Source organism: Lachnoclostridium sp. Marseille-P6806, assembly GCF_964238185.1.
GTDB lineage: Bacteria > Bacillota > Clostridia > Lachnospirales > Lachnospiraceae > Brotaphodocola.
The window spans coordinates 171,573-195,080 of sequence record NZ_CAXSLG010000002.1; the positions used below are offsets into that span (position 1 = coordinate 171,573).

At 45.3% G+C, this 23,508-nt stretch carries 21 protein-coding genes and 1 tRNA gene; 2 read left to right on the plus strand and 20 right to left on the minus strand.

Features of this window, described 5'->3' with window-relative positions:
• Positions 1-14 precede the first annotated feature (14 nt).
• The 20 genes from polA to ACESON_RS02980 all read right to left on the minus strand — a co-directional run bounded on the left by polA (position 15) and on the right by ACESON_RS02980 (position 21,617).
• Positions 15-2,660 (minus strand): DNA polymerase I, encoded by a 2,646-nt coding sequence (gene polA / locus ACESON_RS02885; protein WP_373108400.1) that lies wholly within the window; start codon positions 2,658-2,660, stop codon positions 15-17.
• 8 nt (positions 2,661-2,668) lie between these two features.
• Positions 2,669-3,013: a zf-HC2 domain-containing protein gene (locus ACESON_RS02890; RefSeq protein WP_177959009.1), complete on the minus strand. Its 345-nt coding sequence runs from the start codon at positions 3,011-3,013 to the stop codon at positions 2,669-2,671.
• A gap of 245 nt (positions 3,014-3,258) precedes the next feature.
• On the minus strand, positions 3,259-3,906 hold the full coding sequence (locus tag ACESON_RS02895; protein ID WP_373108401.1) for a YoaK family protein: 648 nt from the start codon (positions 3,904-3,906) through the stop codon (positions 3,259-3,261).
• Entirely contained in the window at positions 3,890-4,306 is a 417-nt protein-coding gene (locus ACESON_RS02900; RefSeq protein ID WP_373108402.1) for a PTS sugar transporter subunit IIA, read from the minus strand. The genes ACESON_RS02895 and ACESON_RS02900 overlap by 17 nt, the downstream gene beginning before the upstream one ends.
• Before the next feature lie 25 nt (positions 4,307-4,331).
• A complete protein-coding gene (locus tag ACESON_RS02905) occupies positions 4,332-5,111 on the minus strand; it encodes a ChbG/HpnK family deacetylase (protein ID WP_373108404.1) in 780 nt (259 codons plus the stop codon).
• A 20-nt stretch (positions 5,112-5,131) separates the two neighbouring features.
• Positions 5,132-5,623 carry a PTS system mannose/fructose/N-acetylgalactosamine-transporter subunit IIB gene (locus ACESON_RS02910; RefSeq protein ID WP_373108405.1) on the minus strand — a complete coding sequence of 164 codons (492 nt, stop codon included), beginning with the start codon at positions 5,621-5,623 and terminating at the stop codon, positions 5,132-5,134.
• Positions 5,624-5,650: 27 nt separating this feature from the next.
• Positions 5,651-6,835, minus strand: coding sequence for an N-acetylglucosamine-6-phosphate deacetylase (locus tag ACESON_RS02915; protein ID WP_373108407.1), 1,185 nt, complete (start codon positions 6,833-6,835; stop codon positions 5,651-5,653).
• A 13-nt stretch (positions 6,836-6,848) separates the two neighbouring features.
• On the minus strand, positions 6,849-7,664 hold the full coding sequence (locus ACESON_RS02920) for a PTS system mannose/fructose/sorbose family transporter subunit IID (RefSeq protein WP_373108408.1): 816 nt from the start codon (positions 7,662-7,664) through the stop codon (positions 6,849-6,851).
• Positions 7,664-8,458: a PTS sugar transporter subunit IIC gene (locus tag ACESON_RS02925; protein WP_373108409.1), complete on the minus strand. Its 795-nt coding sequence runs from the start codon at positions 8,456-8,458 to the stop codon at positions 7,664-7,666. Before ACESON_RS02925 ends, ACESON_RS02920 begins: the two co-directional genes overlap by 1 nt.
• Positions 8,459-8,599: 141 nt before the next feature.
• Positions 8,600-10,600, minus strand: coding sequence for a transcription antiterminator (locus ACESON_RS02930; protein ID WP_373108412.1), 2,001 nt, complete (start codon positions 10,598-10,600; stop codon positions 8,600-8,602).
• A gap of 153 nt (positions 10,601-10,753) precedes the next feature.
• Complete coding sequence (locus tag ACESON_RS02935) at positions 10,754-12,403, minus strand: ATP-binding cassette domain-containing protein (RefSeq protein ID WP_373108414.1); 1,650 nt, start codon at positions 12,401-12,403, stop codon at positions 10,754-10,756.
• A 26-nt stretch (positions 12,404-12,429) separates the two neighbouring features.
• A complete protein-coding gene (locus ACESON_RS02940) occupies positions 12,430-14,244 on the minus strand; it encodes an ABC transporter permease (protein WP_373108416.1) in 1,815 nt (604 codons plus the stop codon).
• A gap of 143 nt (positions 14,245-14,387) precedes the next feature.
• Positions 14,388-15,818, minus strand: coding sequence for a hypothetical protein (locus ACESON_RS02945; RefSeq protein WP_373108418.1), 1,431 nt, complete (start codon positions 15,816-15,818; stop codon positions 14,388-14,390).
• 155 nt (positions 15,819-15,973) lie between these two features.
• Positions 15,974-16,348, minus strand: coding sequence for a helix-turn-helix domain-containing protein (locus ACESON_RS02950; RefSeq protein ID WP_373108420.1), 375 nt, complete (start codon positions 16,346-16,348; stop codon positions 15,974-15,976).
• The gene (locus tag ACESON_RS02955) at positions 16,308-16,727 is read right to left on the minus strand and encodes a response regulator (protein WP_373108422.1); all 420 of its coding nucleotides are present in this window, start codon (positions 16,725-16,727) and stop codon (positions 16,308-16,310) included. Before ACESON_RS02955 ends, ACESON_RS02950 begins: the two co-directional genes overlap by 41 nt.
• The gene (locus ACESON_RS02960; protein WP_373108424.1) at positions 16,720-18,501 is read right to left on the minus strand and encodes a sensor histidine kinase; all 1,782 of its coding nucleotides are present in this window, start codon (positions 18,499-18,501) and stop codon (positions 16,720-16,722) included. Before ACESON_RS02960 ends, ACESON_RS02955 begins: the two co-directional genes overlap by 8 nt.
• Positions 18,485-19,591, minus strand: coding sequence for an extracellular solute-binding protein (locus tag ACESON_RS02965; RefSeq protein ID WP_373108426.1), 1,107 nt, complete (start codon positions 19,589-19,591; stop codon positions 18,485-18,487). Before ACESON_RS02965 ends, ACESON_RS02960 begins: the two co-directional genes overlap by 17 nt.
• A 205-nt stretch (positions 19,592-19,796) precedes the next feature.
• Complete coding sequence (locus ACESON_RS02970; RefSeq protein WP_373108428.1) at positions 19,797-21,008, minus strand: ATP-binding protein; 1,212 nt, start codon at positions 21,006-21,008, stop codon at positions 19,797-19,799.
• A 63-nt stretch (positions 21,009-21,071) separates the two neighbouring features.
• Positions 21,072-21,197 carry a hypothetical protein gene (locus ACESON_RS02975; protein ID WP_373108430.1) on the minus strand — a complete coding sequence of 42 codons (126 nt, stop codon included), beginning with the start codon at positions 21,195-21,197 and terminating at the stop codon, positions 21,072-21,074.
• A gap of 337 nt (positions 21,198-21,534) precedes the next feature.
• Positions 21,535-21,617: transfer RNA gene (locus ACESON_RS02980), tRNA-Leu, on the minus strand.
• A gap of 269 nt (positions 21,618-21,886) precedes the next feature.
• Here ACESON_RS02980 and ACESON_RS02985 point away from each other — a divergent pair.
• Together ACESON_RS02985 and upp are read left to right on the plus strand one after the other, a co-directional pair.
• Positions 21,887-22,789, plus strand: a complete 903-nt coding sequence (locus tag ACESON_RS02985) for a DUF4163 domain-containing protein (RefSeq protein WP_373108432.1) — start codon at positions 21,887-21,889, stop codon at positions 22,787-22,789.
• Between the two features lie 73 nt (positions 22,790-22,862).
• A complete protein-coding gene (upp, locus tag ACESON_RS02990) occupies positions 22,863-23,492 on the plus strand; it encodes a uracil phosphoribosyltransferase (protein ID WP_373108434.1) in 630 nt (209 codons plus the stop codon).
• Positions 23,493-23,508: the final 16 nt, after the last annotated feature.

Consider the following 23,508-nt stretch of genomic DNA (forward strand, 5'->3'; position numbering starts at 1 on the left):
TGGCTCATCTCGTTTTATTTGGCATCCAGCCAGGTAGAACCTGTATGGGCCTCTACCTCCAGAGAAACCTTCAGCTGCGCTGCCTGCTTCATTTTTTCTGTAAGAAGCGCCGCTACCGTCTCTGCCTCCTCAGCCCTCACCTCTACCAGCAGCTCATCATGAACCTGCAGAACAATCCGTGCATCCAGCCTTCTCTCCTTCAGTTCCTGATCCACCGCAATCATTGCCAGCTTCATAATGTCGGCTGCAGTTCCCTGAATCGGGGAATTCATGGCAACCCGCTCACCAAAAGAGCGCTGCATGAAGTTGGCTGATCTCAGCTCTGGAATCGGACGTTTTCTGCCGTACAGCGTAGTCACATACCCCTGTTCCTTTCCCAGACGCACCTGCTCATCCAAAAATGCTTTCACTCCCGGATAGGTTTCAAAATACTTGTTAATATATTCCAGCGCCTCTTTTCTGCTGATGCTTAAATCCTCACTGAGTCCAAAAGCACTGATTCCATATACAATTCCGAAATTCACAGCCTTGGCATTTCTTCTCTGCAGTGGTGTCACCTGTTCAAGAGGAGTATGGAATACCTCCGAAGCCGTAATGGCATGAATGTCTTGAGCGTCTCTATACGCATGAATCAGACGTTCATCCTGAGACATGTGGGCCAGAATTCTAAGTTCAATCTGCGAATAATCCGCATCTACAAATACATAGCCCTCCTCTGGCACAAACACCTTCCGAATAGCCCGTCCCAGCTCCATGCGAACCGGAATATTCTGCAGATTCGGCTCTGTGCTGCTGATACGTCCCGTTGCCGTAATGGTCTGGTTGAATTTTCCATGAATTCTGCCATCCTCCCGGATAAAACCAGCCAGACCCTGAGCATAAGTAGAATTCAGCTTGGTCAGCTGACGGTATTCCAGAATCATCTGAACAACCGGATATTCCGGAGCCAGCTTTTCCAGCACATCCGCCGCTGTAGAATACCCTGTCTTTGTCTTCTTTCCATGAGGAAGCTGCATCCGCTCAAAAAGGATCTCTCCCAGCTGTTTGGGAGAGTTAATGTTAAACGTCTCCCCGGCCAGCTGGTAAATCTCCTGCTCCAGCTTCTGGATCTTCACCTCTAGCTGCTCTCCATAGACCTTCAGCTGTTCTCTGTCCACCCGGACACCTGCCTGCTCCATGTGATAAAGGCTGTATATCAGAGGCATTTCCATCTGGAGGAACAAAGACAGCATTCCCTCCTCCTCCAGTCTGCTCTTCAGCACAGGAAGCGATTTCCACGCAATATAAGCCATATAGCAGGCGCAGGTAACTGCTTCCTGTTTTCCCTGCGCAAATGTCTCACAAAAATCTGCCTTTCCCAGAAGATCTGCCTGAGAGGGAACCGTCATTCCTAGATAATCTCTTGCCAGATCATCATAGTCATACGTATCTTTCAAAGGATTCAGCAGATATCCGGCAACTGCCCCGTCCATAACCGGGCTGCCGTAATCCAGCTCCAGCTCGGAAAGCTGCGCCTTTAAATTCAGGGTATTCATAGAATCCGTGCCTTTTCGTTTTTCAGCCAGACTGCGGATTTTATCACACAAATAGGCTGCTGTCATAAAGCCAGATACCGGAATCCCGTAAATTTCTTCTTCTCCGAAGCAAATCGCCAGACCTGCTGCTCCATCCTTTCCTTTAATCAGCTGAAACCCAACATTCTCCGCCGCTTCTGCCCGTTCAAACACCTCTTCCGCCCCAGCCAGTTCTTCAACCGTCCAGAACTTTTCCTCAATAGAAGCTCCGCCCATGCTCTGTACATCAAAACGTGTCAGGATGGATTTAAACTCCAGACGCTTCATATACTGGTAAGCCTCCGGTGTGTAAAGATTATCAAGCCTTGCCTTATCCCAGGAAAAATCAATCGGGCATTCCAGACAGATAGCTGCCAGCTCCTTGCTCATCACTGCCATATCATAATGCTCCTCCAGGGCCTTTTTCGCTCTGGGTGGCTTAACCTCCTCCAGATGAGCCTTTACATTTTCAATGGAACCATAGGCTGTGATCAGGCTGGTTGCCGTCTTTTCCCCAATGGAAGGCACTCCTGGAATATTGTCTGAGGAGTCTCCCATCAGAGCCTTCACATCGATAAATTCCTGAGGGGTCACCTGGTATTCCCGCTTTACATCCTCCGGATAATAATCGTAAATCTCGGTTCCTTTCCGGTTTGTCTTGGGAATTCTGATTTTAATATGCACATCTGCCAGCTGCAGCAAATCTCTGTCGCCGGACACAACAGAAACCTCCAGCCCCTTAGCCTGACTGCGCTTTGCCACCGTTCCAAGAATATCGTCTGCCTCATAACCTGCCATTGTCAGAATAGGAATCCCCATAGAGGTCAGAACCTCCTTCATAAGAGGAACCTGTTCCCTAAGCTCCTCCGGCATAGGCTTTCTCGTTCCTTTATAATCCGCAAACATTTTGTGGCGGAAGGTTGGCTCTTTCAAATCAAAGGCAACTGCAAGATAATCTGCCTTTTCTTCTTCCAGAATCTTAAACATAATATTGAGGAACCCATACACTGCATTGGTATGAAGTCCCTCAGAATTTGTCAGCTCCGGAACCCCGTAAAAGGCCCGGTTCAAAATGCTGTGACCGTCTATTAACACCAGTTTTTCCATATTTTCTCCTATCCTATCCAGATTCGAAGCTGCATGGCCAGCATCACCAGAATACTAACTGTCACCAGAGTATTGACTGCATAACAGACTACCTTCCGGAGACGGACTGCCCGCACCTTCATCCAGGAAAGATCCATGCTTTCCCCCAGGGCTCCGGTAATGTCATAAACCCCTGTCCCTGTATCCAGCTGTCTCAGACCTACATACACAGTAAAGTAAATTTCCAGTTCTTCCCGGCATGCCGGACATTCATTGACATGGGAAAGAAAATCCTCCAGCTCCTCTTCATCCAATCTTCCGTCTATATAGGGCATTACCATTTTTTCTGCTTGCTTACAGGTAAGCATCCGCATGTTATCACTCTCCCCCCTGCCGTCCGGTATTATACTGCGATTCTATCTATCAAGAAAAAATTGTATCATATTCCAGATGCAAAGTCTATATCCGGAGGAGAAGAAACACAGAGCAATCTTTGACTTTGTTTTATGGCAGAACAGCAAAAACGCTGTACAAGATTTCCCCTATACAGCGTTATATACTTCAAATCTGCAGACATTTAATTTTAAATAAATTATAGAGCAGATCCATATTCTTTTTTCTATCGTTTCAATATATACCCTGCTGCTCCTAATGGTATTAATCCAATCAGACCTCCTTTTATCCCGGCCAATCCAACAGATACATATCCCAGACATGCGCCTGCTAAAAATAGAATAAGTGTTATTCCATAATAAACCCCCTTTTCTCTGGCAGCCCCATTACCTGAATGAATATATTCAGTGAAGCCCCAAACACACTGCTTCAAGTTGTTCGTTATAAAAATAGTAGAGCTGTTGTATCCATCAGAACCAGAAAATGTTCCCCATTGAAAGCTGGCTGCAAAAGCCAGAGGATAAACAGCCACAATGGTATTTAACGTCTCAGGGAGCAAAGACATGATAAAAAGAGCTGCTGCATCTATGAACATACAGTAGCTTTTTAAATCTTTTCCTGCATATACTTTTAAAATATATGACAAAACAAGTGCCCCGGAAAATACTACTGCAAATCCAATCCGGAAAAGCAGCGCCTCTCCCTCTCCTTTATAAAGACACTCCATTGCACTCATCAGATTCCCCGTCTGTGCCGATGCAAAAATCCCTGCGCGCGGAGCAACAGCATAAGCGCCAAGAAATCCGCCTTCAAAGGATAGAATTCTGTGAAGCTGCCAATCTGCTGAACAGCTGAATTTAAAACAATTCTTCATTTTCTTCGAGTATATCCGTTTCCTCTAACTCCACAATACGGATTGCCTCACGGGACTGAGTCACTATCTGGTCCAGAACATCACGAGTAATAGGCGTTTCCAGAATAATCAGTCCGATAACAAGCGCCAGATTAACACCTGTAACCAATGTTGTATTTGGATGATTCAGATATGTATACATGGTGCTGTTTACACTTCCGCCATACATATCAGACAGCAAAATCACCTGTTCCTCCGGCTCTACTGATTGAAAGAACTGATCCAGCGCATCATTTAATGAATGCTCATCTATATAAGAATCAAAGCAAGTCAACCGGTCGTGTCCTCCCAGCAAAATATCCAGTGAACTTCCAATTCCACTTGCCAAACGTCCATGTGAGGACAGAAAAAATTTTGTCATTCAACTATTCCCCGTCTTTCCTTTGTTATTTTCTGTTCAATAAATCACGATAACTTATTAATTCAATTTTATTTTTTCTGATCCAGGTTTTTATCCGCTCTCCTGTAACGGCAGCCAAATCCTGATTTCTGATTAACGTGTAGGAAGATACTTCAAATAATTCACGATCGACATATCCGCAGTGGGTTCCGATAAATCCAAGAGAATGCGTTAAAAATTCCAGATCTTCTGTAATATAGGAAGCCGGATCCGAACACATCTGTTCTTCCAAAGAAAATGGCTTTTTATTCCAGTTTTTTCTCAGTTTAACTGCTCCAAATTCTTTCAGCATATCCTGCACCAACGGAATCCCGTATTTGTTCCCAATCTGTGCCATTGCTTCCCGGAATGCAGGTGAGCTGTAGGAATGTCCGTGAAGATATTCGGGAAGCTTCCCAGTTAATTCACAAAATCGAATAACCTGTGCCTCCATTTCTGTTATACAGTCTTCCAAGTGCATATGATCCTGATTGCCGTCTTTTTGATCAATGGCTCGATGCATTCCTGAGGTCAAAAAGGAACCGTCCTCCTGAACCAGTGTCGGAATCTTTTCAGGATCTGCACAGGGACGTCCTGCAACCAGATTAATATCCTGGCCCAGGCAGATTTCCGGATACTGCTGCATCAGTTCTACTGCAAATGGCGCAGCAGGCATATTAGAAAAAAGGCCTGTACAAGTAATGGCGCCTTCCCGGGCAGCCCGGGCAATTCCACAGCTGACCGCCTCCGTGATTCCCAAATCGTCTGACTGGATGATAAGCTTCATCGCCTTATTCCTCCCATTTTTTATGGAATCAATTTTTTTAATGGAATTGCTGATTCCTCCGGTGTTGTCTGGTAAATACACTCCAATCCCTCTGCCATTAAATTCTTAAATGATACAACCTCATCCTCATCGCAATACAGATTGTTATCCAGACGCATTCTCTCTTTTCCCGGCTTTTTCGGCGCAACACGACCATAGTTACCCACATTTACAAAGGGAATCCCCTTTACGCGTTTTGCCATCTCAATGGCATCATCTGGATTATTAACCAGAACCAATACCTTTAAAGGTTCACAGCGAGGATCATTGAGCGTCTTTACTGCATCGTCAATTGACTTAATCACAGTCTTAATTCCTGGTGGTGCTGCCATTTTCAGTGACTTCTGAATCATCACATTGGCAGCCGCATTGTTGTTTGCTACTACAATACTGTCCACTCCTGTATGACGAGACCACTTAATCGCAATCTGTCCATGAATTAACCGTTCATCAATACGGAACAATTTAATCATAAATTTTTTCTCCCTTAATCTTATCTGTTATTTCACTTTCAATTTCATTGCTTCTGCATTCAATATTTTTTCCGTCATATCTTCTTTTCTGTCAAACACCTGCTTCCCACCCACAAATGTTCTCTGACAGATAAAGTCTTCATCTACAAAAATCATATCTGCCCTTTTTCCATTTCGAAGAGAACCGGTTTCCTGATCAATCCCCAGATACCTTGCTGGATACAGTGAGGCCATGTAAAAAGCCTGCTCCACCGGAATGCCTACAACCTGAACTAGCTGACGGATATTTCGCAATACCCAGCTGCCGCTGCCGCAGATTCTGCCATCTGAATTTAAAATCAATCCTTTTTCATCCGCGTAATTTTCTCTTCCATATCGTAGATAAGTACCTGCCGGAAGTCCGGAAATATAGTTGGAATCTGAAATCAGGCAAAACTTACTATATGGCTGAATACGGAATATCAAACGAATCATATCCGGGCATAAATGATTCAGATCCGTTATAATCTCATAATATATATTATCCAAAAGAAGCAGTGCACCCAAAACGCCTACGTCTCTGTGATGAATTCCCCGCATTCCGTTTCCAAGATGTGTAGCAATATCAAATCCAACCTTTTTTGCTGCATCATAGATATCCTGTGCGTGTCCTGCTGTATGACAGCAGGCAACTTTAATTCCATGTCTGTGCAGGCAACGAATCACATCGTAAGCATTTGGCAGCTCCGGTGCAATAGCCATGACCTTCATTTTGCCCCCTGCTTTTTCAATCAGGCGTTCTGTTTCCTCCACATTGGGAGATGGCCAGGATGCACCTACCGTATTTTCACCGCCTCTTGCCCAAAAAGGTCCCTCACTGTGAATCCCATAGATTACTGCACCTTCATAATCTTGATCCATTACCGATGCAATTGCTTCAAACGCATCTTCCTTTGCTGTAGGAAGAACACCTGTTACCCCGATAGATGTTAATGCTTTTGCATATCCGAGAATATCCTGTTCTGTGCAGGGATCTGTCATGGACCATCCGCCAAACCCATGATTATGTACATCAATGATTCCGGGAACAATCATCAGGCTGCCTGCATCCTCATATGGTCCATCAAAATCCTCCGCAATATCTTCTATTAGTCCATCTTTTACAGTAATATATCCATTGATAAAGCCCGCTTCTGTTAAAATTTTTTCTGATTTCCACGTTCTTCTATTCATATTCCTATCCTCACTAGAAAATTCCGAAAAATGCAAGCACAATAGAAATAATCAAAATTCCGAACACAAGTGTAATTGGCTTATATCCTTTTTTGATAAGCCGAACCATTCCAAACACTAAAGCAACCGACAGGATTCCTGGCATAATAGAATTGAAAATATCAAGAAGAACCACGGAAGTCTCTCCGATATTCAATGTCCAGGCCAACTTCACATTAACAGAAGAAGCAACCATTGCTCCAACCATCGTAATACCCATCACACCAGCAGCCTTTGTGACTGACTCCATCAAACCAGAACTGAATACCGTATCAATGAAAGTTGTTCCATATTTGTAACCGGCATGGAGCAAATACCAACGGGCAGCCACTTGAGAACCTCCATAAATCAGCAGGAACAGGAAAACTCCCAAAATGTTTCCCTGACTACAAAGTCCCATTGCAATACCTGCTGCAATAACCCGCAGACAGTTAAAGAAAAATGCATCGCCAATACCTGCTGTAGGTCCCATTAACGCCACTTTGATATTTTCGATTACATTCTCATCTACACCGCCTGTTTCCTTTTTCTGACGTTCCAAAGCATAGGTAATACCTGCAATCAATGCAAGAAAAACTGCATGAGTATTGAAAAATCCATTGTGACGGCGCATTGCTTCCGCTTTTTCTGCTTTATCTTTATATAACTCATCTAGAGCCGGTTCCATAGTCAGAGCAAATGCATTTCCCTCCATTTTTACCATGTTGAAGCTTGAAAAGGTCAGCCCTGAATTCCAAAACATTCTTCTCAAAGTTTTCTTTTCTTCCGGAGTATATGTTGTCTTAGCCATTAAAATAAATCCTCCTCTTCTGCGGAGCCAGCACCGCCATTCTCAACCAGTTTTTTTACATCATTAATTTTCTTTTCCACAAAGAAGTAAACCAGTGCCATAGCAGCTGCAAGAATTGCAATTGCCATAGTAGGAAGTGCCATATATTTGGAAAATACATAGCCGACAAAGAAAAAACATCCAATCTCACGATTCCATATCATGGAAATAAGAATAGCAAATCCGATTCCTGTCATCATTGAGCTTGCAGCAGAAAGACCTGACATAATAAATGGAGGCATAGCACTCATCACCTGCTCCAAACCTGTTACACCAAAAGCAATAGCCGCAAACAAAATAATTGTCTGAGGAAGCCGATCTACAAACATTCCACATCCGATTACCTGAGCCCGGAAGGACTTCTCTTTTCCGCTGGTAGCCAAACGTTCCCAATAAGGAGCAAGAGCTGCCAGAACCGGTTTCCACATCTCATTCACTGCTCCCATTAATGTACCAATCGGCATTGCAAGCGCCAACCCGGTCTCCACATCAGCACCTGTCAGGATTGCATAAGCGACAGCAATAATACTGCTTGCACAGGCATCTGCTGGAACGGAACCGCCAATAGCAGAAATTCCCATGAAAATTGCCTCCAGTGATGCAGCCATCAGCAAGCCCGTTTGAAGATCCCCCAAAAGTAATCCAGTCAGGGTAGCTGTAATAATCGGGCGCTGAAGTGTCTGCCACCCCATCAGTCGATCTACACCTTGTGTGAAAACCCAAACGGCTGCACACAACAAAGCACTTTGCAACATACAAATTCCTCCTTTTGTTAAATATCCCGTATTTATGATAATTACATTATAATATACAAAGAAGAAACTTCCACGTCTATGTTTTCATGATATCTGCGGAAACACCGCATATTGCCTTTGCTGTCGTGCAATTTCTTCTTATTATAATTCTTTTCGCACTTTTTCCGACAGCCAGTGAAACTGCTCTTCCAATTTCATTTCGCAATCTATCGATTCGAATTCTTCATAATAAATACGTACTGCATGTTCCCAAAAGCGAATAAGCGCTGGATTTCCACTGAAATCTGCAGAGAAAAACAATACAGCCCGAACCGTTTCCTCTCCCATAATCAGCGGCTTTGCAAAATAATATACCTCAAAAATATTCCTTCCTGTTTCCGCAAAAGGAGCCGTTACAACCATCAGCTGATTTAAAATATGAAAATGCTTTGAATCTGCATAAAACAGCGCCAGACGTTCTTTTGCGTGAGTATCCTTCCCCCACTGATATGCCAAAAGCTGAACATAACCGTCCAGCCCTGATGCCGGAAAGTTTCGATGAATTTCTATAACATCCCACCGAAGAGATGACATCAGATCATCTAAATCATATCCGGCCGTTAATACTTCTGTACGGACCCGTTCAAAATCCGCTTTTTCCATGAGAGGCTGTACCACTATGTATGGCCATATATAACGGTAAGCATAGCAGTCATAACTTCCAATAACGCAATCGAACTGACTCTGCTCATATTTTCTTGCTTCATAAAGCGGTTTGATGTCGATCGTTTCTATCCACCATGTGCCCAGTTGCCTTTTTATATTTTCGGCAATGATTTGCCCGCTCCTCTTTCCATTTCTTGCGCAGATAAGCAGACGCCTCTTCTTATAAGAATAAGGAATTCCATCAATAATGCCAAAAATGGTAAGGGCAAGAAACTGTCTATTAAACTCACTGACATGCATCCCCTCTTCCTTTAACAGAACCGTCATGGTATCTGCCAGCGCCATAGTGAGCGGTGACTTTTTTATTGGATTTTCCGATATCATATTTCCCAGCATCTGACAACATTCATATCCAAAACTATGCTGAATCATTAACCGGACAAGTTCAGGAATCAATATACCGGCAAGATTATTTTCTTCGAAATAAGAAGGCAGCATCCACAGATGCTCTGTCTTTTTTGCAATTCTATCTGATAGAACTTGTGCTTTTTTATATATTTCAGGAAAACGCTGTTCCAAACCTGGATATTGCTCCCAATCTCCCCAGATTAATAAAAGTACTACAACAGCAGCAATTTCTCCTTCTGTTGACGGGAAAAATCCTGTCATAAACTGAAGCTGTTCCAGCATCTCTGATGCAGTGTTCCATTCAGGAAACCGCTTTATCTCCGGAATCCATCGACTCCAGCATTCCGCTTTTTCATCAATGACCAAACCGGCTTTTACTCGATTTCTTTGCAGAAGTATATAATCTACAAACCGGTTTGTGTACGTATCAAAAAGTTCGTTTTCAGACTTTCTGATCACATTTAAAACGAGTTTTCTAATCTGATCCTTATCATTCAGATCTGCAAACGCTCTTTCATAGGTATAATTATCAAATGAGACAACACGGGTGCGAAAATGATTTTCGTACAATTCCAACATGCACAGTCTCTGACTTAATTCGTCCCCCTGCAGCCGCAGCCCTCTACCCGGACGGGAAATCAATTCTACCCCATAGGATTCAAGAAAATTCCGAACCCAGGGCATTTTCTTTTTAATGGTGCTTAAAGAAGCATATAAAGATACTGCCAACTCCTCCAGCTGAAAAAAGCCGTCATCATCTGCTGTCTGACCGCACATTATTGCCCTAGCTAACTGATAGGACTGATTTTGTTTCACATCTTTTTCCACATTATTAAAGAGAATGTTAATCCATTCCCTTGTCTGTGCAAAACGTTCTGTATCTCTGATTTCCAGAATATATCCTTTTCCGCGTACTGATTTCAAGTTACATCCGCAGTTTCTGCAGGCTTCCCGCAAATGATCAATATCATTTTTAACCGTTCTTTCCGATATATTCAATTCTCTCGCCAATTCTCCTGCTTTCAAATAACTGTCTGTTCGAGAAAGCAGATAAATCATTTTCAAAATTCTTTTTTCTTCAACAGCCATGCAGTATTTTGTCCTTTCCTTTTTGTAGCCGTATAAAATCGTTCCACATCAGTTTATCATGTTTTAAAAAATCGGACAAGAAAAAGCCCGGAAAATCAGCTGTCTCCTGATTTTTCAGGCTTCTTCAAATACCAGACTACATCCGACGAAATTCTAACAAAAACTCAGTCTTCCCGATGAAATCAGCTTTCCTGATTTCCGGTCAAAGAGAAGGATATCTGAGCCTGTAATGGAAATCCCCGTTTCTTCTCCCAGGCGGAAGGTTACACTTCCAAATACTACCCCGGTCAGCAAGAATTTTCCAATCCGCAGCTTCAGGGTAGATTCCATGCCTGTAGGCATGGCGCCGTAAATGACAGCCGGAACCGCCCCGGTTTCCTCCAGCCGGATACACTCCGGACGAACGCCCAGGACAAAATCTTCGTTGGTAATTACCGGCTCATCCTCTATGGCATAGTCAGACTCATCTACCTTTGCAATGTGATACCGGAATGCCTCGTCCTTGTTGCTTTTTTCTACTGCCCGCTTATCTTTTAAAAGCTCTGCCCGGGCTGCTTCCTTTTCCTGCTCCAGCCGATCGCGCTCCTGGAACCAGCCGTCCAGATTGAGGGGCTCATCCGGCTGAAAAACTGCTTTCTGGTTTTCCAGCAGAGACAGTTCCAGGCTGCCGTCCGCCTTCTGGCATCCATGAGCCTCAATGAAGTTGATCGATGGATTTCCAACAAAATCTGCAGCAAACAGGTTGGCCGGACGTCTGTAAACATCAAGCGGCGCATCGTACTGCTGGAGAACTCCATTATTGACCAGACAGATTTTTGTTGCCAGAGTCATGGCCTCCATCTGATCGTGGGTAACGTATACAAAGGTGCTGCCTGTCTCTACGTGAAGCCGCTGAAGCTCATAGCGCATTTCCAGCCTCAGCTTGGCATCCAGATTGGAAAGAGGCTCATCCATGAAAAGCACATCTGGCTCCGGAGCCAGAGTTCTGGCAATCGCCACACGCTGCTGCTGTCCTCCAGAAAGCTCTGCCGGATAACGATTCATAAACATTCCGATTTTAACAATCCGGGACACACGGCGCACTGCCTTATCAATCTCTTCCTTTGTCAGCTTGCGCTCTTCTATCAATGTCTTTCCGTCTGCCGTTACTGCATATTGTTCACTGAGGCTCTGTCCCTTTGCCTCATAAGACGCCCGGATTTCCTCCAGCTTTTTCGAATATTCTTCAGACTTTTTTGATGCCGCTGCATCCGGATCCGCCGCCTCATGAATCTTCAATCCGTAAAGCTCCTTTGCTGTATAAATGGACAGGGTAAAGGAATCCATAAATTTCAAATAGATTTTGTCTTCATCCAGCTTTCCCCGTTTGTCCCGGCACTCCTCCACCAGGTCACGAATCCGCTTTCCGCTTTGAAGCGCCTTCTTCAGTTCCCCGGCCTTCATGGCTTCAAAGTCATATTTGGGCAGCTGCTCCTTAATATTGCTCAGTCCAAATGCAATATTCTGATAAACCGTCATATTGGGCCAAAGAGCATAGTTCTGGAACAGAAAACCTACCTTTCTTTTATTAGCCGGCACATTAATTCCTGCTGCACTGTCAAATACAACTCGATCACCAATGGTTATCTGCCCTTCTGTCGGCGTTTCCAGACCTGCAATCATTCGCAGAATTGTAGTCTTTCCACAGCCGGAGGGGCCCAGAAGGGTGATAAAGGAATTATCATCAATATGAAGATTCAGGTGATCCACCGCATAAAATTTTCCCCACCGCTTTGTAACGTTTTTTAAAACAATTTCCGGCATAAGAGTTCCCTTCCTTTCTGTTTTGATCAGCCGCCGATTCCCTCATCTAAGCTGGCTCCGGTCAGCTTGTTGACCAGAGTGTTGAAAATCAGAATCGTTACAATCAGAATCAGGTTAATGGCACTGGAAAATGCATACAGTCCCATTTCATCAAAGTAATCCAGGGTTGTGGAAAGAATAAAGCCCTGGGTGCAAAGCAGCAAAAACAGTGACAGCTCACGCAGGCACGTCATAAACGGAAGCATATATCCGCTGATAATCGCTGATTTCTGAATCGGAATAATAATCCGGAACATCCGCTTGTGCCAGGGAATATTCTGAATCATGGCCGCTTCCTCTATCTCATTGCTCAGCTGCAGCATGGAGTTTAGAGCACTTCTGCTGGCAAAGGGGATATATTTTATGGTTCCTGTAATAATCAACAGGGTATATGTATTAAAAAGATTAATCTTTTCATTGGAAAACAGGATAAAAAATGCTGCTCCTACTGCAATGGACGGCATTAAATAAGGAAGAAATGCCATAGCATTCACATAGCTGGCCCACTTGCTTCTCCTGTTTTTCGCAACCGCATACCCAATCAGAGTTCCTATGGTTCCTGCTATCAGCGCACAGCTGACAGCTACGAAAAGGGTTCCTGCAAAGGCATGCCAGATGGTGCTGTTGTAAAGAATGCCGTGCTGACCGTACAGGCCATTTTCCGTCACATTCTCACTGGTCAGCCACCACTTGGTAGTCAGATTGGAAAAATCGCCTGTATACAGGAAGCTGTAATCTCCGGGGTTCGGCAGGAAGGTTTCCAGTGCAAAGGAAAAAATCGGGAAAATACTGGTAAAAAAGGTCAAGATAATCATGACAATGGCAATTCCATATTTTCCGATTCTGCCCAGATTAATTTTGGACAGCTGTCCTGATTTTCCTGTTACTGTGGTATAATTCTTCCGGCTCTTTAAGCTTACCTGATTCATCGTCAGAATCAGAACGCCAAAAATCATCATAATAATAGCCAGAATACTGGCCTCACCTGTATATTTGGAGTTCAGGGAAATATACTTGGTGGAAAGCGTTGTCAGCCCCAGATAATGAGGAACCGGATAGCTTCCCATTGCACTTCCAAATACAAGAAGAACGGTAGACAAAATCGCCGGTTTAATTATTGGCAGGGTAATCCGGCACATAATCTTCCATCTGGGTGTATCAAGAATTGTCGCTGCCTCCTCCAGATTTGCATCCATGTTCCGGAAAATTCCTCCAATCAGGATATAGGCAAAAGGCGCGTAATGGAGTCCCAGAACAATGGAGCTGGGAACCAGCCCCTGACACCACCATTTCGCTGCCTCAAACCCGGTCAGAGAAGCCAGAAGGCCATTGGCAGTTCCCATAACCGCATTGCTGTTAAACACATTCTGCCACACCACAGCCAGTGTCCACTGAGGCATGATATAGGGAAAAATAAAAATCGAGCTTAAATATTTTCTGAATTTTAAATTGGTTCTGGTAACCAAAAATGCGAACGTACCGCCGTAAACAATGGAAATCACACAGGTAAAGACTGCCAGAAGAAGCGTATTCCATAACGGCTTCCACAAATTCGTCTTAGCCAGTCTGCTTGTGAAAAGATCCACATAGTTTATCAGCGTATAGCCGGATGCCTTTCCCGTCAAATGAGCATCAATGGTGCCTGGATGAATGGTCAGCGTATCCTTTACAATGGCAACAATCGGCGCAATGGTTGTAAAGGTCAAAATAATACCAAACAACAGCAGGATCACATTCTGCGGCTTGGAAAAGTACGTCCGGACCCGGTTTTTGTAAATTGCTGTATTCTGATTCTCTTTCAACTGTGTCCGCTCCTTTCCTGTAATCGGAAAAGGTGCCGCAGATGGTCCGCAAACAGATATGCGAATCACTTACAGCACCTTCGATTCTATCAATCAGTGATGAAACCTCTCTGCCTGCTGCAAGAGACGGATGGTTTCACACCCTACTGGGCGCTGTCCGCATACTTGCTCAGCATCTCGATCCAGCTTCCTACAGTAAAGGAAACAGAAGCACAGTATTCCGGATCCTCAAGAACCAGTTCTCCGTCTGTTGTCCACCAGTCATAGCCGCGATCATTCTTACATTCATACACATTTTCACCGGCCTCATTGTAGCCGCCCTTGCTGTGCTGATAGGTTGTCTCAATGGCCTCTGCAACCTGCGGGTTAGCAGAATAACCGCCCATATCCTTGCCCCATGCTGAGAAGCCGTCCTCTGTACAGGTCATATACTGGATAAATGCACAGGCTGTCCAGGGAAGAGGACTGTTGTTGGTCAAAAACAGATAATGGCAGTATCCATATCCGCCGATTCCCTGATAGCCGTCCTCATAAGCTGCAACCTTAATGTTGTTTAAGGATACACCAGCAGATTCCTCAACAGAACGCAGCTTGGAATAAACCAGAAGGCCACTCTGATCCGTAGCAGAATCTGTTACCAGAGTATTACAGATAGGACCGTCATCGGTCTGCGCGTTATAATTTTCTACCCAAAGCTTAATCCATGCCAGTGCATAAGCACCGTTTTCACCCAGTCCCAAATCCTCTGCATCTGCAGAAACCTCATCAATCACCGACTGGAAATAGGCCTTATCGCTGTCATCAAGAGCATCAAAGGCATCCTTTAACCAGCCTGCGTACTGATCCTCTGTCAGCATATACAGAAAGTTCTTTCCTACAATTTCAGAGTCAATATCCATAAACAGCGGATGGCTTCCCTCTGCTACAAAGTCCCAGCAGTTGTCATACACTGCATCTCCTGTGGAATTGTACATAAAGACCTTATTCAGTGTCTGAAGAGGAAGGAAACCTTCATAAGCATCCGGTGTTGTGTTATTGGCCTCTGCCCACTCCTTGGGAATATAGGTTTTCAGAATACCGGTCTGTACCATTTTCGACTCAATCTGGTTGCCGTCCTGAATCAGCGTCATGGCAAAGGTTCCTGTAGATTTCAGGGAATCCGCTGACAGCTGCTCAAAAATCTTATTGTTCTTTGGCTGCTGCCACTCATACTCCATTGTATAGGAAGGATCAATAGTCTGGAGATATTCAATAAATAAGGGCAGGGCGCTCTTTCCGCGGCTGGAATTTCCTACGCCATAAAAGGTCTTTCCATTGGACTCTTCAATGGCTTTTTTAGCCAGCTCCTCCATGGACATTCCCTCTGCCTCCTGGATAATCTTCTCTACCTCAGAAAGATCTCCAGATGCCTCTGGCTTTGCTTCCGGCGCCGCTGTTTCCTTTTCTCCAGCTTCTGCTGCTGTTGTGGGAGCTGCTGCCGGCTGGGTTTCCTTATTGCCGCCTCCGCCGCAGCCTGCCAGTGACACTGCCGTCAGAGAACACGCAAGAACTACTGATAAGAAACGTTTTTTCATATGAATCTCCTCCTTTTTTGAATTGCCGTCCTTAACTATAGTTCTATTATACTGTGGAGGGACAGCCTCAGCCAGATGACAGGACTGCGATTCTTTTCGTTTTTCTGTTATCTTGCATTTTTACTGATGATATTAAGGAGGATTAACCGTTCCCGTCACCGGTTCTGGTATTCTGACGGAGTGATTCCTGTCACCTTTTTAAAGGTGCTGGAAAAATAGGCAATATCCCGATATCCAACCTGCTCCGCTGCCTCATATACCCTGTTCCGGCAGTCAGAAAGCAGCTTCATAGCCGACTGAATCCGATATCTGGTCAGCCAGGCCATAACCGTATATCCGGTTTCTTTTTTAAAACAGTGGCTTAAATGGCCCTCGCTGATTCCGACAGCATCTGCTATCTGAGCTACCGTAATCTCACTTTCTCCGTAGTGAACTGCCATATACCGGACAGCCGCTCTTACATAACCGGACAAGCCGGGAGAGTTTTCGTCAAAGGGAAGCAGGATGCTCTCTCTCTTCATTTTTGTCATGGGACCGAAGAATTTTTTCCCTGGCCCGAAGAACTGCCGCCTCCAGCTCGCCATCTTCAAAGGGCTTTAAAATATAGTCAGAGGCGTACAGCTTCAGCGCTTCCCTGGCATATTCAAATTCACTGTAGGCCGTAAGAAAAATAACAGGCGTATCGTTTTTTTCCTCCCGCATCGCCTTCAGCATCTCGATTCCGCTCATTTTCGGCATTCGAATATCGCTGATAATCAGATCCGGCTTCTCTGACCGAATCATTTCCAGAGCCTCCCTGCCATTTGAAGCCTCCAGAATTTCCCCGAAACCCAGGGACTTCCAGTCTGTCTCACAAACAATGCCTTTTCGCACAAACATCTCATCATCTGCCACCAAAAGCTTATACATTCCTGTTCACTCCCTCCACTTCTTCTCCGCTGCCTGTTCCTGATTCCTTTTTCGTTTCTTTGTTATTTTCCAAACCCTCACGGTTCTGCTCCCCGTCCGGCAGAAGAATCCGCACACAGGTGCCGCCCTCCTGCCTCCGTTCTGCCTGAAGGCCATATCCGTCTCCATAATGAAGCCGTATCACCATGTCTACATTGTAAAATCCAATATGGCCGGACAGCTTTTCCCGTTCCCGGCTGTTCAGGCATTTTAACACCTCATCGCTGATGCCGCAGCCGTTGTCTGTCACCTCAATGCACAAAAATCCATGCGTCTCCAGCTGATGGACCTTCACATGAATGGTTCCGTTATCACAGTCTGCCAGCCCATGAATCATGGCATTTTCTACAATAGGTTGAATCATCAGCTTGGGAACGAAAGTCCCGGAAAGCTCCTGCGGAAGTTCAGAGATAAAGGTAAATCGGCCTCCAAAGCGAATTTTCTGAATCTCTGCGTAGCTGTCCACCAGTTCCATTTCCTCCTTTAAAGTAATCATCTGAGGACTGGAAATACTGGTTCTGAGAATTTTTGCCAGCTTTGCCGACAGCGTGGCTATTTCCGGAATATGGTTTGCCTTGGCCACCCACTTCATAGTATCTAAAGTATTATATAGAAAATGAGGATTCAGCTGAGCCTGCATCATGGCAATCTGCACCTCATTCAGCTTTTTCTGCTGAGCCACCTGTTCCTTCATATACTGATCCAGCTGTGCAGTCATAGCATCAAAGCTGGCTGCCAGCTGTCCGAATTCATCGGCCCGTTCCATTTGCACACGGGTATCCAGATTTCCTTTTTTCACCTTTTCCATGGCTCTGTTCAGCAAAAGGATCGGCTGGGACAGGTGACTGCTCAGCCGGGAAGCCACAAACAGACAAAGGAGAAAGCTGAATGCCGTCATAAGAAAGAGAACCGAATACATGGAGCCTGTCAGCCCTCCCGTAAATATCTCCGGGCGGAGAAGAACACTGGTCAGCCCTGTATCTCCCAGCGACGCCACAAAAACCTCACTGTCCTTCCAGGAGGAAAGCGCTTCTTTTCCCTCCATTCTTCCAGCCCTCAAAGTCTGTGCGATTTCTCCTCCGGAAGATGTTCCTGCACTGTATACCGGCTCATAAAATTCATTCAGAATACAAAGCCCGTCCTGGCTTCCCAAAAGCCCCTGGAACACCTGATTCAGGTTTTCCTCTGTCAGACTTGCCACAACAAAGCCAATCGGTACTCCGTCCTCCCCTGGAATCCCCCTGGCCGCCATCAGGCTCATATCCTCATGATCCTTCTGAACAATCAAATCATCCCCATGAGCTCCGGAAACCTTCAGAATTCCCCAGTACACAGGAAGTTTTTTCTGATACATGCCAGTCCCGGTAGAATACAGGCAAGCTCCATCCCTCGAATACAGATCAAAACGAGCCAGTTCTCTTAACTCAGAGGTTTTCTCATATAAAATATGATAAACCTCACTTTTTCTTCCTTCTGCCTTTCCTGCCATAGCCATCTGTACCATCCAGGAGGAAGCAAGACTGTTTTCCGCGTCCTCAATCTTCTTCCAAAACTCCAAAAACGCAGAATTCACGATGTGAACCTGCTCCATATTTACTTTCCTGTAATCCCTGTCTGCCTTAACCTGGAACATCTGAATCAGAAACAGACAGGAAACCACCAGAGGCAGAACGGCAACCGTAAGAAATCCCGCAAGAAGCTCCCGCTTAAATGATATTTTAATTTTTTCCTTCATCTGTCAGCACCGCCCATTTCTCTAAAATCCGTTTCTGACGGCCCACCGCCAGCTCCAGATCAAACCGCACCAGCTTTCTTTCCGGTTCCCGGGCCTCCAATTCTAAGTCCTCCCGAATCGTTCTGCGGCAGAGATATTCCTCTGCAAACCGCTGGGTATCATCACTGACAATAAATTCCAGGAAAAGCTCTGCATTTTTTCGATGACGGGCTCCCTTCACCACCGCGCATCCATCCGGCAGAGCACTGGTTCCCTCCTCCGGATAAACAATCGTCAGGTCAGCGCCCCTGTCAATCCATTTTCTGGCTGTCTCCTCCAGAGTGACTCCCACCATCTTTCTTCCAGCCGCCACATCCTCCAACACTGCGCCAGAGCTTTCCAGAATGCTGCCATCCAGAGCCCTGGCAAATGCCTCCAGAATCTGATCCTCATCTCCGTCCAGGACCTGAAGCATCGTTTCCAGCATGGTACAGCTGCTTCCTGAATTAGCAGGATCCGCAAATGCAATCCTCCCTCTCCACGTCTCTGTAAAAAGTTCTTTCCAGCTGCAAGGCGCATCCTCCTTTCCTACCAGCTTGTTGTTATAAATAAAGACAATGGGAAGCCTTGTAAATGGGGTCCACAGATCCTCCTGAGACTGGTATCGACGGATGATCTGCTCCTTCCTCTTAGTCCGATATCCTTCAAAATTTTCCTTTGCTGCCTCGTAGCTCTCAATTCCGCCGCCAAACATCAGATCACAGGAAAAATCTCCCTTTTTTCTGCTTTCTTCAATCTTCTCCAAAAGCTCCGTCGTTCCTCCGGCCCTCACATCTACCCAGATTCCCGTTCTTGATTCAAATTCCCGGACAATGGGATCATATACCTCCGGCTTGTGTGAGGTAAAAAGAACCAGCTTTTTCTCCTCCGGAATTTCTTCCTCCAAACGTTCCGCTTTCTTTCCCACTCCCTGCCCCAAAACAGCAAGACCACAAAGCACAGCCACTGCTGCCAGAATGCATACCACACGAAACTGTGTCAGCCTCTGCCTGAAAAAATACCATTGCTTTTTCTCCAATGTATTTTCCTCCGTACTTTTCCGGTTCATCATTCCCTTTTTCTTACTCCGATTCTACCATTTCCAAGAATGAATAGCAAGACAGCGCTCCAAAATACGCAGAAGCGCCCCATCACATGGCGATCCTTGCGGAGCGTTTTTATTTCATAAGACGCAAAAAGCCGGCTTTCCCCAGCCTGCGTCAATCGCAGATTAGAAAAAACCGGCTCATTGTTGTACCTGTTTCCATCCTGCAGCTTCAGACTGTTTCTTTCATCCACTGCACAAGATTCAATTGTAAAATTCCCTCATAATCCGCTTCCTGCTCATCCATTGTCAAAAGGTATTTTGGATAATTGTCACGAATCTGCTGAAGAGGGGTCAGCTTTTCTGAAAGCGCCGCCGGATCCTTTGTGCTTTCCGCCACCTGAAAATAGACAGGTCTGCCATCCCGAATTGCCACAAAATCAATTTCGGTACTGGCTCCCAGCTGGCCATTGTAAACCTCCGAATATCTGCGTTTCAGTTCAAGAAATACCAGATTTTCCAGTACGCGTTCCTGATCTTTTTCTTCCTGTCTTACCATCATCCTTCCAAAAACCGGGTCACACAGATAAAATTTATTCATCGTAGTCAAAAGCTTTCGCGTTTTAATATGATACCGGCGCACTTCATAAAACAGCTGGCTCTCTGTCAATCCCTGAAGGTACCGGTCTACGGTTTTCTGATCCACTTTTCTTCCTGAGGCAGCCATCGCATTGGCAATCGCTGCAGGTGAAGTCCGTATTCCGATCTCATACATGAGAAACCGGGAAATTGCTTCCAAAACAACAGCATCTGCTATTTTCTGGCGTTTCACCACATCATTTAACAGAATCGTATGGTAAAGTCCCCGCAGATACTCCCGCGTTTCTTCCCTGTCAAGGCTGCGTCCTGACAGATACGGAAAGGAACCAGACTCTGTATACTGCTGCAGAGCTTTCTTCGCTTCCTCTTTTTCCGCTTTTCCCCGGGCATCCTGATACTCACGAAAAGAAAGGGGCTGCATTTCCAGAACTGCCCACTTTTCTTCCAGAAGGCCGAAAGCTTTTTTCCCGGGTTCCCAGAAGCAGGAGCTGCTGACATAAAGATCACAGGTTCCCGGGGACAGAAGCCAGGCCGCTGTTGCCTCCCAGTTTTCTACATGCTGAATCTCATCCAGAAATACAAAGCAGCTCTGTCCCTCCTCTATCTGCGTTTCCAGATACCGGTTCAGGGCTTCACAGTCTGTTAAATCCTCAAACTCCGGGCTTTCCAAGTCAACCGCAAGCACTCTGGCTTTTCCGGCATTTTCCTCGGCCAGCTCTTCCTGAAACCGGCGAAGCAGAGCCGTCTTTCCGCATCCGCGAACGCCGGTTATCACCTTAACCAACGGCTGATTTTTCTGTTTTCTCAGCCAGCCCAGATATTTTTTCCGCTCTAAATCTTTCATATAAAGTCACTTCCTCCGACTGTGTTTTTAAGTCCCCCCAGCATATATAAAAGCAGTTTCTATTTACTCGGTCTCCGCATCCGGCTCCACCACCTCTGCTACATGGCTGTTTCCGAACTGGACAATCTCGCCGTTTGCCGCTGTCTTCCACTCATCGTCATTGCCGTCCTTTACGGTCTTGTTTTTCACAATCTTTCCGCTGGAATTTAATTTGAACTGCCTATAATTAACATTATCAGAAGCAAAAAAAAGGATCCGCATTTCTGCAAGATCCTTTTTCTAGTATCATTCTTTTTTCTGTATCTACATTATATACTTCCGGAACATCAGAATTCCAGATATTCTCGATATTAATGATAGTTTCTGCCCTGTAGAATAGATTTTATCATACTGACTTCATGATTTTGTGCAGAAATCACCTTTTCTCTTCGAAAATGCAAAATCCTATGAAATAAAAAAAACACCGTCAATCCTTCTATTTACTAGAAAACTTGACAGTGTTTTGGGTTTTGCCCCTGCCAAGGAATGCCGGCAGCCGGACTCGAACCGGCACGAGGTCGCCCCCGTCAGATTTTGAGTCTGATGCGTCTGCCATTCCGCCACGCCGGCACACTTTTGCAACAAAGTCATTGTATCACAAATAAAAGATTTTTGCAAGCAATTTAAAAAATTTTGACAACTCGAATTTTTCAGGCTCTTTTATGAAGGTTTCTCCCGCGGATATTTCCTAGTATCCGACACGACAGGGTCGCTTTCTTTTGCTTGTATTTGTGAAAAATTAAAACTACCGTAAGACTTTTTCTGCTGATTTTTCTGGAAATATCCGTTATAATAAGTACAAATACGATTGTGTCACGTATCACAAAGGAGGACCTTTTATGATAAAGCGAAAGAACCCGGAGTCCCGTAAAAGTAACCGCAGCCGCCGCAGACTGCTCCGTCCTGCTGCCGCCTGCCTGATGGCTCTGACTGCTGTCTGCCTGATTTCCGGCTGCGGCAAGAAAAATGAAAAGATTGATTTATCCAGCACCCATACAACTGCCGCAGAAACCATGGCCCCATCTTTTTCTCCAAAGGAAACGGAATCTTCTGCCGGAATCACCTTGGAACCAGGCATTGACAATGCAGTAAACTCCAATTCTGGAACCTCCGCTTCCGGAAACGGCTCTGGAGCTGCTGTTACGAAAAACCAGGTAAAGACAAGCCTGACCACCTACACCTCCGGCAAAGTTTCCATTCAATATCCGGTTGTAGAGAATCTGGACAATGCTTCTGATATCAATGCTCTGATCAAAAAGAATGCCCTGTCCATTGTAGATGCCTATGATATTGATGAGGCAAAGGACACTCTGAATATCCAGTGTAAGGTGATATCTGCAGACAGAAGCCGCATTATCCTGACCTATACTGGTTCCCTTACCGTATCCGGGGGCGCCCATCCCTCAAATCTGTTTTACACCAATACCATTGATGTCCGCAGTGCATCCAGTCTGGATCTTCCCTATTTGACAGATCCGGCAGTTCTGGCAGACTATGTGCTTTCTGCAGATTGTATTTACCAGAACACTTCTCCCGAGCTGAAATCTGCCATGGCCCAGATCAATGCCGGTCGGAGCAAGGCTTACTATACGGATCTCTTCAGCAAAGCGGACTTCCCCTATGACGGCAGCTTCCCTGAGTCCTTCAGCTATGAGTATGAGGGAGATATTTATGTTTCCATTCCCGTTTCTCACGCAGCGGGAGACTATGTGATTGCCATTTTCACTCCGGAGAATAAATAATTTGCTATTTGTTATTTCATCTGGTAAAATGATAAACAGAGTTTACCTACAAAACGGAAAGGACATTTTATTTATGGAAAATGTAGTAATTTTTAATCATCCTTTAATTCAGCACAAAATTTCGATTCTTCGTGACAAGCGGACCGGTACCAATGAGTTCCGCTCTCTGGTAGAAGAGATTGCCATGTTAATGGGCTATGAAGCTCTCCGGGATCTTCCTCTGGAGGATCAGGAGGTAGAAACCCCACTTGAAACCTGTATGACTCCCATGATTGCCGGAAAGAAGCTGGCGATTGTTCCGATTCTCCGCGCCGGTCTTGGCATGGTAAACGGAATCCTTGCCCTGGTTCCCAGCGCTAAGGTTGGACATATTGGTCTCTACCGGGATGAGGTAACTCATGAACCTCATGAATATTACTGCAAGCTTCCTACCCCCATTGACCAGCGCACTATCGTAGTGACGGATCCCATGCTTGCTACTGGCGGTTCTGCTGTAGAAGCTGTTGATTTTATTAAGCAGCATGGCGGCAAGCATATCAAGTTTATGGCTATTATTGCCGCTCCGGAAGGCCTGGAGCGCCTGAGAAAGGCTCATCCCGATATCCAGATTTATGTAGGACACCTGGATCGCTGTCTCAATGACGAAGCTTATATCTGCCCCGGACTGGGCGATGCAGGCGACCGTATTTTCGGTACCAAATAAGAAAACGCAAACAGCC